Raw genomic sequence first — 13,763 nt, forward strand, 5'->3', positions numbered from 1 at the left:
ATGAATAGTACCCAACTTTTTCATTTTCATACGATCACCGAATATCACCGGGCTGCGGGTTTGCCAAAACCCGCGCACCCGCTCATTAGCCTGGTGCACATGGAGGACCTGAACAGGCCATTGGTTGAAGGCCCGTTCAGTATCGTTTATGACTTTTATTCGATCTCGATGAAAAGGATGAAGAACGTTAAATTCAAATACGGGCAACAGGCCAGTGATTTTGACGAAGGGGTATTGTTCTTTATGTCGCCCGGCCAGGTCTTTGGGATGGAAATTGAAAAGGGCAGTGTGATGCACCGACCTGAAGGCTGGATGATACTGATCCACCCGGATTTTTTATGGAGTACCCCGCTGGCTAAAACTATTAAGCAGTACGAGTTTTTTTATTACTCTGTTTATGAAGCGCTTTACCTTTCGGACAAGGAAGAAACGATGCTTACCACCATCACGCAAAATATTGAACAGGAATATCATGCCAATATTGACAAGTTTAGCCAAAGCGTAATTATTGCTCAGCTTGAACTATTACTCACCTATTCAGAAAGATTCTATCAGCGCCAGTTTATAACCCGGAAGATCGCCAATCATGAGATATTAACTAAGTTAGAACATTTGCTCACCACTTACTTTAACAACGGTGATCTTGCTCAAAAAGGACTGCCCAGCGTTACTTATATTGCCGAAAATTTGAATATCTCACCGGGCTACCTGAGCGGGCTGCTCAAATCCCTTACCGGTCAGAATACCCAGCAGCATTTGCACAACAAGTTGATTGAACTTGCCAAAGAGAAACTTTCGACCACCAATCTTTCGATTAGCGAGATAGCTTATGAGTTGGGTTTTGAACACCTCCAATCCTTTAGTAAACTTTTTAAAACCAAAACCAGTTTCTCACCCCTGGAGTTCCGCCATTCTTTTAATTGATCTCCGTCTCAACAAGTACCAGTACTATTATCTTTTCTACTTAGCATTTTAGCATCTGCATAAGATAGGCCAGTTAACAACTAAATACAAAGACATCCTTCTGTGTACAATATATAATTCAGAAAACTACTTAATATATTTGTACATGAACCTTCTGATTGAATCGATTCGACGTTACATTGCACTTTCCGAAGCGGATGAAGCAAGCATCAAATCATTATTTCGCGAACAAAAACTGGAGAAAGGGCAACATCTCCTGGAAGCGGGTAATGTCTGTAAAAACATTATTTGTATCGGGCAGGGCTTGGTTCGATATTATACGATAATTGATGGTGAGGAAAAAACAACCTATTTTAATAAGGAAGGCGAATTTGTGTGCGACTATGCAAGTTTTCTGCCGCAAATACCTTCACAGATCAATATCCAGGCCTTAGAGGCCTGTCTGCTATATACCATCAGTCACGCTAACATCCAACTGTTTTATGAACGGGTACAGCATGGCGAAAGATTCGGACGGCTGGCCCTTGAAGTAGTTTATCTCAACCTGATCAACCAGGTACGGTCACTTTATAATGATCCTCCCGAAATTCGCTACCAATTATTTTTATCGAAGTTTCCTGACATCGGGCAACGAGTGCCCCAATACTACATCGCTTCCTACGTCGGGATAAAGCCACAGTCACTAAGCCGGATCAGAAAACGGCTGACCGGAAAGCATTAGTTAACCTGGGTGAACGGCTGTTTGTTTTTTGTTAGAGACCTTCGTGTTGTAAATAAATTATAACATGAAAATAAAAAATGAAATGGCTGATTGGGGCCTTCGCTCGGCATCCTACTGGATGACCTTGTTCATCGCTGTGGGAATTATTATTGTAGGCGTAAGATTTATACTGTTTCCCCGAGTTGGTGCGGCGGGATTTGGAATTCCGCTTTCCAATAATGCAGACCTCGCCTTTGGCAGGATAAAAGGGATACGTGATATATTTTCCGGTTTGGCGCTTTTACCCTTGCTCTTTTTTAGAATGAAGAAGGCCACTGCATTTGTTTTTACGGCGGCTATTATAGTCCCCGTTACAGATTGCTTCCTGGTTTACTTAAACAACGGGCCAGACCCGTCACAGCTCGTCCCCGGAATAACAGCAGTTTTTATGGCGATCACGAGTTTTCTATTGTTTATGAACACTCAAAAAACCATAGCCTGATATGAGTATATTAACGATGCAAAAACTGCTGCTGATCGCACATCTTTCCGGCCTTGTATTAATGGTTGGAACAACAGTCACCGAATTTGTCGCTTTTCGTATTTTGACCGTTCAGGTCAAAGTTAATAAGCAAGTGCCGGACGGTATTATGAAGCTTCTGTCAAGCTTAACGGCAGTTTTAACTGCAGGCGGTATATTATTGACCATATCCGGTATAGGCCTGGCTTGGATAACCGCTGGTATTTTTCTTCATCAGTTATGGCTTCAGCTAAAGTTATCACTGGTTGTTCTGCTTGCACTAAATGGTATGTTATTTGGAGGCAAGCAGATGAAGCATTTGCAAAATAGCTGGCTTACAAACAGTATCGATAACTGCGAGGAAAGCAAAGACCGCATAATTAAAATTAATATTTTTTATAGCATTCAGCTGTTGTTTTTCCTCGCCATTGTTGCGCTGGCGGTCTTTAAACCTAATTAGAGCTATTATATTAAGAAAGTCGGTTACATCTAAACGCTTTATATTAACCGATTAGGTTCTTCAGTCGTTGGGAAATATGATGTGCCGTAGATCTGTGTAAGTTCAAAGCCGTTGCTCCCGTGCAATGCCTAAGATCACTTGGTCGTGCGGTCTGTACATTTGACCATTGGTAAGCATTGCAGTGACTCAGATGTTTGTTATACGAATAAGAAAGACAAACCCAGGGAGTTGACTTTTTTTAACGAACAAGCACTGTCAATAAAAGGGCTGAAAAGGATTTCATCCGCGCCCTTTGCTAGCTTTGAAACTTCATTTATTTTAATAAAAATGCCATTCAACAAAATCGTAATAGTGGATGATACTGGGTTAGGAAGTCGGGCGATCCGCGAACTCGAACAATTTGCAGTTGGAGGAGTGATAAAATATGATGATATCCCTAAAACCGAATCAGAAATAATAAAGAGAGTTGACGATTCGGAATGTGCTTTAGTATCCTGGAATACGCGTATCTCTGAAGATGTCCTAAAAAAATGCCCCGGCTTAAAGTATGTTGGTATGTGTTGCAGTTTATATGATGAAGCATCGGCCAATGTGGATATTAAGTTTGCCCGGGAAAACAATATTGTTGTAAAAGGTGTGCGGGACTATGGCGATGAGGGTTTGGTAGAATATATATTAGCTGAATTGATCAGGCTGGTAAAAGGCATAGGTCCCCATCAATGGAAAGAGGGCAGGTTGAATTAACGAACAGAAAAATCGGAATTATCGGGCTCGGTACAACAGGGAGGATGTTGGCAGATAGAGCATTGGTATTTAAAATGGATGTAAGTTACTATAGCCGTACCAGAAAGGAAGAAGCTGAAGACAGTGGGCTAAAATATTTGCCTTTGGATGAGCTTTTAAAACAGTCGGAAATAATTTCCATACATCTCCCAAAAAGCTCTGTAGTTTTAACCGAAAGAGAATTTAACCTGTTTGGAGAAGGCAAAATTCTGATCAACACTTCATTAGGCCTAACATTTGAAAAATCGTCATTCTTGAAATGGATGCAAATACCCAGCAACTTCTCGATTTTTGACGGCGACGGTATTGGCCAATTTAAACAAGAATTTGGTGAGTATGAGCGAATCATTTCAAGCGATGTTGTGTCAGGTTGGACGATGGAGGCAAAAAAACGGTTAGCGCAAAAGGTGATTGAGAACATCAAGAATTACCTTAATGTATAGCATTTGAATTGGGTCAGTTGCTCAATAAAACATATGGAATTATGTTCCAAGTCTTAAGACTTCGTTCTTCGTTCTTTTCTGGTAGGAGAGTTTTTAGGCAATTCAAAATGGAAATCTAATAGTTCCCTCGGATGAACCTCTAAGGCCTTTGCTAAAGCTTCCAATGTGGAGATCGTTAAATTGCTTTCGCCACTTAAAATCTTCCATACTTGTTTTTGAGTAAAACCTGTCCTGTCAACTATATCCTCATGAACTATACCTTTTACCTTCTTATTTCAGATATCTTTTCGATAATCTGGTTGATAAAGTTTTGGTTTCGGTACTGTTTTCCCATTCCTCAAATATAAGTAAAAACGAAACGTAAATACTAAATTTGCGAATCATTCAATATACCGAAGCATTCGCTTTGAGTCAATTTGTACTACCAAAATGGTATCTATCGAACACCGACTATGCTCCCTGGGTTGGATCATAACTATCTGATAATGAAAGAAAAAGGATTGCTTGAAATTGAAAAAAAAAGGGATAATCTAACGATTATCCCTTCGGGTGGAGCCGGAGGAACTCGAATGTTATTTTTGTCGTTTCATTAGATTTCGCTATTTTATACTCAATTTCAGCTATAATCATACTTTTTTTTAACCTTTAAAATTAAGGCAGATTAAATAAAGCCAAGTGAAATAAAGTTTTTTTGTCCCCTCGTTTGTCCCCCAATTAAAATTGTTCTTATATTCGGTTATCTAAATTAATCGAATGGCAGAGGCGAAATTTGTTCTTAAAGAACCGAAGGCTACAGATAAGACACTTGTCTACCTGTTTTACAATTTCAATTACAACAGGCTAAAATATTCTACTGGCGAAAAGATCAGCCCTAAGTTTTGGAATCCCGCAAATCAGAGAGCGAAGGAGTCAAAACAAAATCCTGAACATACTGAATTTAATTCGAGGCTGCGCAAAATTGAAAATGCCGTGAATAATTCCTATCGGAAATTGCTGAATGACGGTATTGAGATCACTACCGAAAAGTTAAAAGAGCAGTTAGAAATAGAGTTAGAAATAAGAGAGGCAAAAAAGAAAATTTCTCTATTCAATTTTATTGAGAAATATATTGAAGATAGCAAGTCCTTTAAAGCAATCGGGAGTGTAAAGATTTATAGAACTACATTCAATCATCTCAAGAACTATTCGAAAGTAAAGCAAAAACGGGTCGACTTTGACACCATAGATTTAGAATTCTATAATGATTATGTGATCTACTTAATGAAGGATATTAATCTTTCTGCAAATACGATCGGCAAGAACATTAAAACATTAAAAACCTTTTTGAATGAAGCCACAGAACGGGGATTAAATACAAACCTTGAATTTAAAAAGAAAAAGTTTAAGGGGTTTAGAGAGGATTCCGATAAAATTTATTTAAGCCAAGAGGATATACAAAAACTGGTCGATTTAGATTTGTCGGCCAAGCCATATTTAGATAGAACTCGTGATTTGTTTTTAATAGGTTGTCATACTGGCCTTAGATTTTCGGACTACTCACAAATTAAAAAGGAAAATATTTTAGAGGAAAATAAACTTAAAATTAGCACCCAAAAAACCAAAGAAACCGTAGTAATCCCTATTGGGCGAGTTGTTAAAAGCATACTCGAAAAATATGACTACATTTTACCAAAGCCAATATCAAATCAAAATACTAATCAGTATCTTAAAGAAATTGGCAAGCTTGCAAATCTTAACTCTGATATTGAAACGGGTATTACCAAAGGAGGAGTAAGGCAGAAACAAGTTTCTGAAAAGTATGAACTCATAAGTACTCATACGGCTCGGCGAAGTTTTGCTACAAATCTGTACCTGGCGGATGTTCCCGCAATAACCATAATGAAAATTACAGGTCATAAATCTGAAAAAGTATTTTTACAATATATTCGTGTAACTCAAGAACAGAATGCTAACAAGCTTCTTAATCATCCTTTCTTCAAATAATCACTTAGTCCAATGTTCACTACTGAATTTACAAAAGAACAGATTGCCAAATTTGAATTTGACTTTAGAGAGCTGAAAACTGTCAAAGACAAATATGCCTTTTGGAAGAATACGCTTTTAGAGAATTATAGCCTTTATGTTTCTGATAATCCTCAATTCAAAATTAATCCTAACACTCCTAAAGAATTTGAAGATTTGAACAAATTGATTTTAGAGGATGAGATAACGAAAAGTAAAAATCCTTTCGCAAACGTTGTTTTAACAATTGAAGGGTTGAGGTCAAAATTCTTCAACGATATTTTAAATGTTGTGGATAAGAAAAAATTTATTCAGTTTGAGATTTCGACAGTAATTGAAGAAATTAATTTAACATCTCGACCTGAGATTGTAAAGCCACAAATGTTGGGTCGATCATTTTGGAACCACCCTGACAATAATAATGTTCAGCGCGAGTGTTTTGTAAAAGCTTACAAGGATTGTTATCTAAATGGTAAAGTTGTCGAGTTTGATAAAGAGGTGTATTCGCCCTACCTTTTAGTTCCGTTAAATAATGGAATGGTTTACGCTCAATACCACATATTTTTAAATGATCAGTTAGATAGTTTAAATGAAAAAAAGAGCAAAAAGGAAGTTACTACGCTGCCTAAACAACTTTTATTGTTGCATTACTTGGGCATTCTTGACAAGTTCGATTTAAGCGATAACAAGAAATCATCGCTATTTTCAATTCTGCTAAATGGAGATAAGGAAAATATACGGAAAGCTTTGCCGAATTTCATTGGTAACCAGTTAAGAGAAATTAAGAACGAAAAACATTTGCAAGAAATAGCAAATTTGTTGAAAGAATCAGGCTTAAACAAAGAATATCAAACCGTTCAAAATGATATACTTAAGTTAAAAACAGGAAAACTGTAGTACCCCAACTTTACTACCCATGGGGCGGCTTGATAGTAATCTTGTGGCATGAAAACAAATAATAATTATAAGCAACCTGTAATGTTTACGGGTCTTAGCCTGGGAGATTTAAAGGATTTTTTTACCGAAATATTTGAGGAGCAATTTGGCAGAAAGCTGGAAAGTGGTTCGGAGTTCTACTTTAATGGGTTACCGATTGGGAACGGTAAAAAAAGCAACCCTGCACCTAAAGATACAACCGTTTATTTAACAAGGGGAGAGGTTTCCAAACAACTCCAAATCTCGCTCCCTACTTTACATAACTACACTAAAGAAGGACTTATAAAATCTTACCGCATGGGTGGGAAAGTAAGGTACAAAGCAGAGGAGATTGAACTCGCTTTAACGGAACGCAATTTTAACGCTGTTAACAGGAAAGGCGGGAACCGTGCAGCATAAAAATGATTACACCGTTATTGCTTTCTTTCCCGATAAGTCAGCCAAGAAATGGAACTACGTCCACAAGCTGGACGGCTTTGTAAAGTTCTTGAATCAAAAGTTTGGTAACTGGGAATATATCAATGTTTACGATAGGCGAACAAGAGAATATCTCCAAAGGATAAGAAGAGATGTTCAGCCGCCTCCTTTTCTGAAAGCTACTTAGTCAGTAGCTTTTTTTTTAACCTTTAAAATTCACCTTTAAACCTTTATGGTATTTATAAACCTGCAACTATTCAGATTCTATGATTTTAAAAAACACCTATGGCTGTACGTTAGTTCTGGACATTCCCGAACGTGCCGCAGGCTACGAAAACAAGTTTAGCGGTTCATCTTTAGATCGCCCCAAAAGCAACCCTAAACCCAAAACTAAATTCGGTTTTTCTGCGGAGGGTGCCGCCTCCAATATTCTTATTAATGAAGATCGCAAGAAAGGTAAGAATAAAGATCCCGATAAGACATTCAAAATGTCGCAACGGACTAAGACTAAGATTCGCAAAAAGTTGATTGCATTTTCCCGTGTATACAATAAGCTGAACTTTCTAGCTTTAACATTCGTAAACCAAGTGGCCGACGAAAAAGCGATTATTATACTCCGTAAATTTTTAGACAACACCAAGAAGAGAAGCGAGGATTTTCAATATATATGGGTTGCAGAGCGGCAACTAAAAAACACAACTTTTGCAGGGAACATTCACTTTCATATTGTGACCAATAAAAGTTGGGATATAGACAAGTATTGGAACTACTGGCTAACACTTCAGCGGGATAATGGAGTTGTCCCACGTGAGGAGGGTTTTAAGCCCTCCTCCGCCTTCGATATAAGGCGTATAAACAAAGAAAATATCAAAGCTATTCAGTTATACCTAACCAAGTACATATCTAAGAATACAGACGAGTTTAAATGCCAGGTGTGGAACTGCTCAAAGAAGATAAGTCAACTCTATACTGACTTCTATACCAAGGCAGAATTTTTAGATAATGCCTATAAGTTAGAAGGGGATAATATTTATGAAGCTTATTCAGAGAGGTGCACTTTACATTTTATTCCGTTAAACCAAAAATCAATTAAAATTTATGCGAAATTGGATGAGAAAAATATACTAAACAAATGAGCCGTTTGTGTCAATTTTAAATTCTTGATGACCGTAATAATCGCTAGAATATTTTGGGTGTTGACTTGGCGCACTGAATGTTTCAATGTGACTCATGACAACTTTTACTGCTTTGTTGATACTAATTTGTTTAAGTGTACCGATGTTATTTGTCGAGTGAATTTTAAACGAATTCTCTTCGAAATATTTTACTACATCGCTATTTGGATGCCTGTAAATGTTATCACCTACTGAAAAAACTATTTTGGTATCCTCTAATTTTTTTCTTTTGCTCCAAAATGTATTATTGTGACTACTCTGCGCTCCATGATGAGCGCTTTGGGCGACTCTAAGAGACTTTTCACAATCCCTTAAGGTGGTTTTGTCTAGTCGAATCAATGTTTCCTTTAAGCAATCACTCGTTAATAAAACATACCAATTAGAAGTATGAATCTTAATAGCCGTCGAAAGCCAGTTTGCTGCCGGATGGTTTTTCACATCGCTGTCAACATACGCATTTAACTTGATTCCTTTAATGAACTTTTGTTCTTCAAAAAATGTTGGTGAAAGGAAAGTTAAAGTTAAATCATCATTTAGCTTTACATCGCTATTCGGACCGACTGAGATTATACCCAAATCGAAGTGTTTGGCATTGTAATGAGTGATAATTGAGTGAAATAATTTATAAATATCACTTGAAGCCTTTGGCGAGGCTCTCGAAATAGTCCTTATCATTTCAGGCTGAGAACTCCCCGTATAAAGAAAATATTTAATATTTACTGAGTTAGAAATACAATAATCTAACAATTCAACCATTCCCGAATAATGGTCGTGATGGGGGTGTGATAAAATGACGTAATCAATTTCGGTTATAGAGTTATCCTTAATGTAATTTATGGTTTCATTGCCATTAATAGTTAAATTGCAATCTAATAAAATTGTGCCCAATCTATCAGGTTTAGACCAGTGGATAATGATAGAGTCGCCTTGGTTAACATTTAAAAATTTAACCTCAAGCATTTTCAGATTTAAATACTTTAATTGATGCCTTTTTGAACGCAGTTTCGAGCCTTTCCCATGAATCATTCATCTCAAATAAACTTAGGTCGACGAAGTTTTTGCCGTCTACGACATCAATTCTAATAGATCCCGATTTTGACTTTATACTAATCAATACAGGCTGGCCTTTTTTTAGATGGTCGATACTTTCAAAAACAACGGCGGGAAAAGAACGTGTTTGAAAAATCTTTTGTTCTTTGTCAATTAAGCATTCGCACTGTACTAAGTCATTGTTAAAGGATACAACTAAAGCTTGTAGATTGACAATATTCGCCCATTTTTCGTTAATAATTACAGCACGTGATTTAAACAAGTCATCTTTTGGCTCATTTTTTATTAATGTTTCCTCAGATTTTGCCTTTAAACCATGCGAAAACTTATCGCACGGCTCAAACAGGTATTGCACCCCACAGCCTTTTGAATTATCCCAATCCTTAATTTCAGAGTATATACGACGTTCGCGTATATGGTCAATTGCCTTAATTTTATAAAGAGAATAAACAAAATCTAAGTGTATAAACTTTTCGTTAAACGACACCCTTTTCGGTAAGACTTCGTCTTTATAATCAATTTCAGTGATAACAAGGTTATCGATTACATTCTTTTCCATATTCTAGTTAATACGATATTTGCCTTTTCAGCAAAGCCTTGGTAGGTTTTAAAATCGACTGAATCTACTTCGTCAACAATTTTTAGATCTGAGAAAACCCCTCCTGCCGTTCGTAATTCTTCTTCGTGTATTAATGAGTATTTAATTTTCCTATTAGTCAAATCTTCAATACCTACGTATGGACCAAATGACACTTCCGTTACATTATTATTGACTATTTCATTTAAAGTTATAGCAACATCTTTATATGGTAGAATTTCATTTAAATCATCCTTTAAGAATACTTTTTTGAAGTTTTCCAATTTATAATCGGCATTTACATTGATGGTAACGATATTAAATAGGCAATTTAAAATATTACCAAATTCATCTAATGAAGTAATCTTTTTAAAAATGGAAAAAAAAGGTTCTTCAACAATAGAATTACTTTCAGCTAAATTTTTTAAATTACTAGATGTTTGAAATATAATTCGGTCCCAAAACAAAGAAATATTAAAACCTTCACTATCAAAAATTAATGTAATCCTTTGTTTGATTAAATTTTCATTTTCAATATTTACTGAGCTAGTTCTAGTTAAATAGGGAGCAATAATTGTTCTAGATAAAATATGAAAATTTAAAATTGGCGTAAATCGAATTTCAAATTGGTGAAAAGATTGGATGATTGCCATAGTTTTACAGAGTTAAGCAAAATTAATGAACCAAAAACGACAAAATGTTATTTTTTCTTAATTTTATTCGTCCCCTTATTCGTCCCCTAAAACAAGAATCGCCCCTAAATACTTGATTTAAAGGCGATTGCTTGATCGTTAAGTGGAGCCGGAGGGATTCGAACCCTCGTCCAAACATGGTATAAGGTAAGCTTTCTACATGCTTAGCTGTTATTTAATTGTAGGGACTATGGAAGGTTAACCGCTTACCTATACCTTAATCCTTAGGTGCTTTGTTTCGCTTGCTTACCACACCTTTAAGCAGGCTATTTCCGTTTTTCGATGCCCCGGTTGCCGATCCAACAGAACAGAGAACCGGCGGGACAAAAGCTATGCTAATTCTAAATTAGGCAGCTAAGGCGTAGTTATTTTCGCCATTTGTAAGTTTGAGCGTTCAGATTTTAGCGCTAATTCACCCAACGCGCTGCATGCTTACTTATTTATCTCCATCCTGTCAATTCCGGTCGACCCCATTTTTTAGAGTTTACAGATAGCTGTTTCCAGTTTGCAGATAAGGCAAAGATACGCTTATTTTTGGATTTTGCCGACCTGAAAAGCCCGATTACACAGATGTAATTGATTGGATTTGCAAACTGCCAACCAAGCGCCGCAAACTGATTGCTACACAACCAAATATTTTAGCACTGGTATTTTGCTCATCAGCCACACCAATAACCACGATATTAAAAAGCATAACACAGCCACAGCAGGTATGCTGAGCCAAGGATTAAATACCTGGTAGGTGATACCGTTCAGTTCTAAAATGTTCAATATCAGTGCGTGGACAAAGTAAATACCAAGGGTGTATTTGCCGGCGTTTTCGCAAATGAGGATGAACTTGATGGGTAGCCTTATAACGGTGTTCTTTGCGATGAGGAATGCACTGGCAGACAGCATCACCACAAATGGCCCCACCGGTTCGTAAAAATAAGTGCTCAATTCTTTTGTCTTCACCACTACGTAAAAAGTGCCGATGGTGGCAATAATTGCGAAGCAGATGAATACTAAAACCGCTATAAAAACCACACCGGGGAAATTGAATTGTTTATTCGCTAAATAATAGCCGAGTACCAGGTAACCGATGTATCCGCTAAAATAACGTAGTTCTACAGCTGTTTCAAAACGGGTGAGGTAGGGGTTGCTTATCAGTATCGTAATAAACCAGATCGCCAAAAAGTACAGGAGTTCTTTCTCTGAGGCGTTCCGCACAAATTTGCTGATGATGGGGATAATTAAATATAGCCCCACTAACAAGTATACATACCATAAATGATAGGAACTGCCAATTTTAAGCTGATGTAATACCAGGTTAATATTGCCCCATAGCCCGCCATGGAAATAAATAATTTCTTCATACCATTGGTACGCCACATAAACCAGGCTCCAGAACAGGAAGGGGAGGAGCAACCGGCCAAGCCGTTTCTTCAGAAAATCGCCCAGTTCATAATCCTTCCCCAATAGCAATGCCCCTGTAATCATCACGAATACAGGCACCGCAAACCTGACCGCTGCGTTGTAAACATCCGCAGCCATCCAATTGCCCAGTGCAGACGTTTTATAATTGAAAAGCAGGGGCGATGCCGTATGCAAAACCACCACGGCCAACATGGCTATCAGTCGCAGGTTGCTAATCCAGCTTAGTTTGATTTGGTTCACTGGTTCAATAGTTCATTGGTGTATGAATGTATACAAAGCGAACTGCAAACTGATTAAACTCTTCCCGGATATGCTTTCAGGCCTTCAGCTAAGCAAACCATCGCTTTGTTAAGGTCATTATTATTCAGTACATAGGCCATGCGCACTTCGTTAGTGCCGGCGCCGGGTGTGCTGTAAAAGCCGGTAGCAGGTGCCATCATTACGGTTTGGTTTTCGTAACTAAAACTTTCCAGCATCCACTGGCAAAATTTATCAGCGTTATCTATCGGGAATTTGGCCACCACATAGAATGCGCCGCCGGGGTTAGGGCAGTACACGCCTTCAATTTTATTCAATGCCGATACCAGGGTATTGCGGCGTAGGGTATACTCTTTATTAACGGCGGTAAAATATTCATCCGGGGTATCCACGGCTGCTTCGCCTGCAATTTGCTCTACCATACCTGCAGAAAGCCGTGCCTGTGCAAATTTTAAACCTGCTGCAATAACCGCTTTGTTTTTGGTGATAAGGCAACCTAAACGGGCACCGCAGGCGCTGTAACGCTTGCTTACGGTATCCATTACAATTACGTTCTCGTCCAGTCCATCCAGATGCATGGGGGATATGAAAGTGCGGCCATCATAGCAAAATTCGCGATAAGCTTCATCGCTGAAAATGTACAGGTCGTATTTCAACGCCAGCTCTTTCAATCCATCCAGCTCTGCTTGCGAATACAGGTAACCTGTTGGGTTATTAGGATTGCAAATAATGATCGCCTTTGTTTTAGGACCTATCAGTTTCTCAAACTCACTGATAGGAGGCAGCGCGAAACCGTTATCTATAAACGATAAAATGGGTTTTACCACCACATCGGTTTGGTTGGCAAAGCCGTTATAGTTTGCATAAAAGGGCTCGGGGATAATTACTTCGTCGCCATCATCCAGGCAACTCATCATCGCAATAGTGATCGCTTCCGAGCCGCCGGTGGTAACAATTATATTTTCGGGCGTAATGTTGTAGCCCAGTTTGTTATAATATTCTGTAAGTTTTTTGCGATAGCTCAGCGTGCCTTCAGACGGCGTGTAAGCCCATACCTTAAAATCTATATTTTTAATGGCGTTCAGCATCCCTTCCGGGGTTTCAATATCCGGCTGGCCAATGTTTAAATGGTATACTTTTTTGCCGTCCAGCTTAGCTTTATCGGCAAATGGTGTTAGTTTACGTATAGGTGAGGCAGGCATCCGCTCTCCCTTTTGAGAAATTTTTGGCATGGTGCAAAATTAGTAAAAAAATATAGCCCAATAAGCGCCATTGTAAAGCCTTTTGGCCTTGCAAAAGATCTGCGGGCCTTTTTTACGCGGAAGTGTTCCAATTTAAATGTGGAACACTTATTTTTAAAACAATATTGATAATCAGCATTTTACAGTTTTTCATGAAACACTTTGGAATA

At 38.0% G+C, this 13,763-nt stretch carries 16 protein-coding genes and 1 other RNA gene; 10 read left to right on the forward strand and 7 right to left on the reverse strand.

The genetic code is table 11. From position 1 onward, the window contains the following. The 6 genes from EPL05_RS07345 (at position 1) to EPL05_RS24205 (ending at position 3,830) form a co-directional block, all read left to right on the forward strand. The gene (locus EPL05_RS07345) at positions 1–924 is read left to right on the forward strand and encodes a helix-turn-helix domain-containing protein (protein ID WP_128533306.1); all 924 of its coding nucleotides are present in this window, start codon (positions 1–3) and stop codon (positions 922–924) included. Positions 925–1,069: 145 nt separating this feature from the next. Further along, complete coding sequence (locus EPL05_RS07350; RefSeq protein ID WP_128533307.1) at positions 1,070–1,645, forward strand: Crp/Fnr family transcriptional regulator; 576 nt, start codon at positions 1,070–1,072, stop codon at positions 1,643–1,645. Between the two features lie 64 nt (positions 1,646–1,709). Further along, complete coding sequence (locus tag EPL05_RS07355; RefSeq protein WP_128533308.1) at positions 1,710–2,126, forward strand: DUF4267 domain-containing protein; 417 nt, start codon at positions 1,710–1,712, stop codon at positions 2,124–2,126. 1 nt (position 2,127) lies between these two features. Further along, on the forward strand, positions 2,128–2,604 hold the full coding sequence (locus EPL05_RS07360; RefSeq protein WP_128533309.1) for a DUF2214 family protein: 477 nt from the start codon (positions 2,128–2,130) through the stop codon (positions 2,602–2,604). A 327-nt stretch (positions 2,605–2,931) separates the two neighbouring features. Then, positions 2,932–3,348, forward strand: coding sequence for a Rossmann-fold NAD(P)-binding domain-containing protein (locus tag EPL05_RS24200; protein WP_208394697.1), 417 nt, complete (start codon positions 2,932–2,934; stop codon positions 3,346–3,348). Next, the gene (locus tag EPL05_RS24205) at positions 3,324–3,830 is read left to right on the forward strand and encodes an NAD(P)-dependent oxidoreductase (protein ID WP_208394698.1); all 507 of its coding nucleotides are present in this window, start codon (positions 3,324–3,326) and stop codon (positions 3,828–3,830) included. Before EPL05_RS24200 ends, EPL05_RS24205 begins: the two co-directional genes overlap by 25 nt. 53 nt (positions 3,831–3,883) lie before the next feature. Here EPL05_RS24205 and EPL05_RS24615 read toward each other — a convergent pair whose 3' ends face one another. Further along, complete coding sequence (locus EPL05_RS24615; RefSeq protein ID WP_128533802.1) at positions 3,884–4,087, reverse strand: helix-turn-helix domain-containing protein; 204 nt, start codon at positions 4,085–4,087, stop codon at positions 3,884–3,886. Between the two features lie 496 nt (positions 4,088–4,583). On the opposite strand from EPL05_RS24615, the gene EPL05_RS07375 reads away from it, so the two are divergent. The 4 genes from EPL05_RS07375 (at position 4,584) to EPL05_RS07390 (ending at position 8,320) form a co-directional block, all read left to right on the forward strand. Continuing rightward, complete coding sequence (locus tag EPL05_RS07375; RefSeq protein WP_128533310.1) at positions 4,584–5,813, forward strand: site-specific integrase; 1,230 nt, start codon at positions 4,584–4,586, stop codon at positions 5,811–5,813. 12 nt (positions 5,814–5,825) lie between these two features. Beyond that, complete coding sequence (locus EPL05_RS07380) at positions 5,826–6,728, forward strand: hypothetical protein (protein WP_128533311.1); 903 nt, start codon at positions 5,826–5,828, stop codon at positions 6,726–6,728. Between the two features lie 48 nt (positions 6,729–6,776). Then, positions 6,777–7,166, forward strand: coding sequence for a helix-turn-helix domain-containing protein (locus EPL05_RS07385; protein WP_208394699.1), 390 nt, complete (start codon positions 6,777–6,779; stop codon positions 7,164–7,166). A 284-nt stretch (positions 7,167–7,450) separates the two neighbouring features. Further along, on the forward strand, positions 7,451–8,320 hold the full coding sequence (locus EPL05_RS07390; protein ID WP_128533312.1) for a rolling circle replication-associated protein: 870 nt from the start codon (positions 7,451–7,453) through the stop codon (positions 8,318–8,320). On the opposite strand, the gene EPL05_RS07395 is transcribed toward EPL05_RS07390, so the two are convergent. From EPL05_RS07395 to EPL05_RS07420, 6 genes are all read right to left on the reverse strand, one after another. Then, positions 8,309–9,319, reverse strand: a complete 1,011-nt coding sequence (locus EPL05_RS07395) for a ComEC/Rec2 family competence protein (RefSeq protein ID WP_166727660.1) — start codon at positions 9,317–9,319, stop codon at positions 8,309–8,311. The genes EPL05_RS07390 and EPL05_RS07395 overlap by 12 nt on opposite strands. After that, a complete protein-coding gene (locus tag EPL05_RS07400; protein WP_128533314.1) occupies positions 9,312–9,968 on the reverse strand; it encodes a hypothetical protein in 657 nt (218 codons plus the stop codon). The genes EPL05_RS07395 and EPL05_RS07400 overlap by 8 nt, the downstream gene beginning before the upstream one ends. After that, positions 9,953–10,639 carry a hypothetical protein gene (locus tag EPL05_RS07405; protein ID WP_128533315.1) on the reverse strand — a complete coding sequence of 229 codons (687 nt, stop codon included), beginning with the start codon at positions 10,637–10,639 and terminating at the stop codon, positions 9,953–9,955. The genes EPL05_RS07400 and EPL05_RS07405 overlap by 16 nt, the downstream gene beginning before the upstream one ends. A gap of 140 nt (positions 10,640–10,779) precedes the next feature. Beyond that, positions 10,780–11,150, reverse strand: a transfer-messenger RNA (tmRNA) gene (gene ssrA / locus EPL05_RS07410). A 149-nt stretch (positions 11,151–11,299) separates the two neighbouring features. Further along, positions 11,300–12,334 carry an acyltransferase gene (locus EPL05_RS07415; RefSeq protein WP_128533316.1) on the reverse strand — a complete coding sequence of 345 codons (1,035 nt, stop codon included), beginning with the start codon at positions 12,332–12,334 and terminating at the stop codon, positions 11,300–11,302. A gap of 53 nt (positions 12,335–12,387) precedes the next feature. Continuing rightward, positions 12,388–13,584: a pyridoxal phosphate-dependent aminotransferase gene (locus EPL05_RS07420; protein WP_128533317.1), complete on the reverse strand. Its 1,197-nt coding sequence runs from the start codon at positions 13,582–13,584 to the stop codon at positions 12,388–12,390. Positions 13,585–13,763 lie beyond the last annotated feature (179 nt).

It is taken from the genome of Mucilaginibacter gilvus (assembly GCF_004054195.1).
In the GTDB taxonomy this organism is placed as follows: domain Bacteria; phylum Bacteroidota; class Bacteroidia; order Sphingobacteriales; family Sphingobacteriaceae; genus Mucilaginibacter; species Mucilaginibacter gilvus.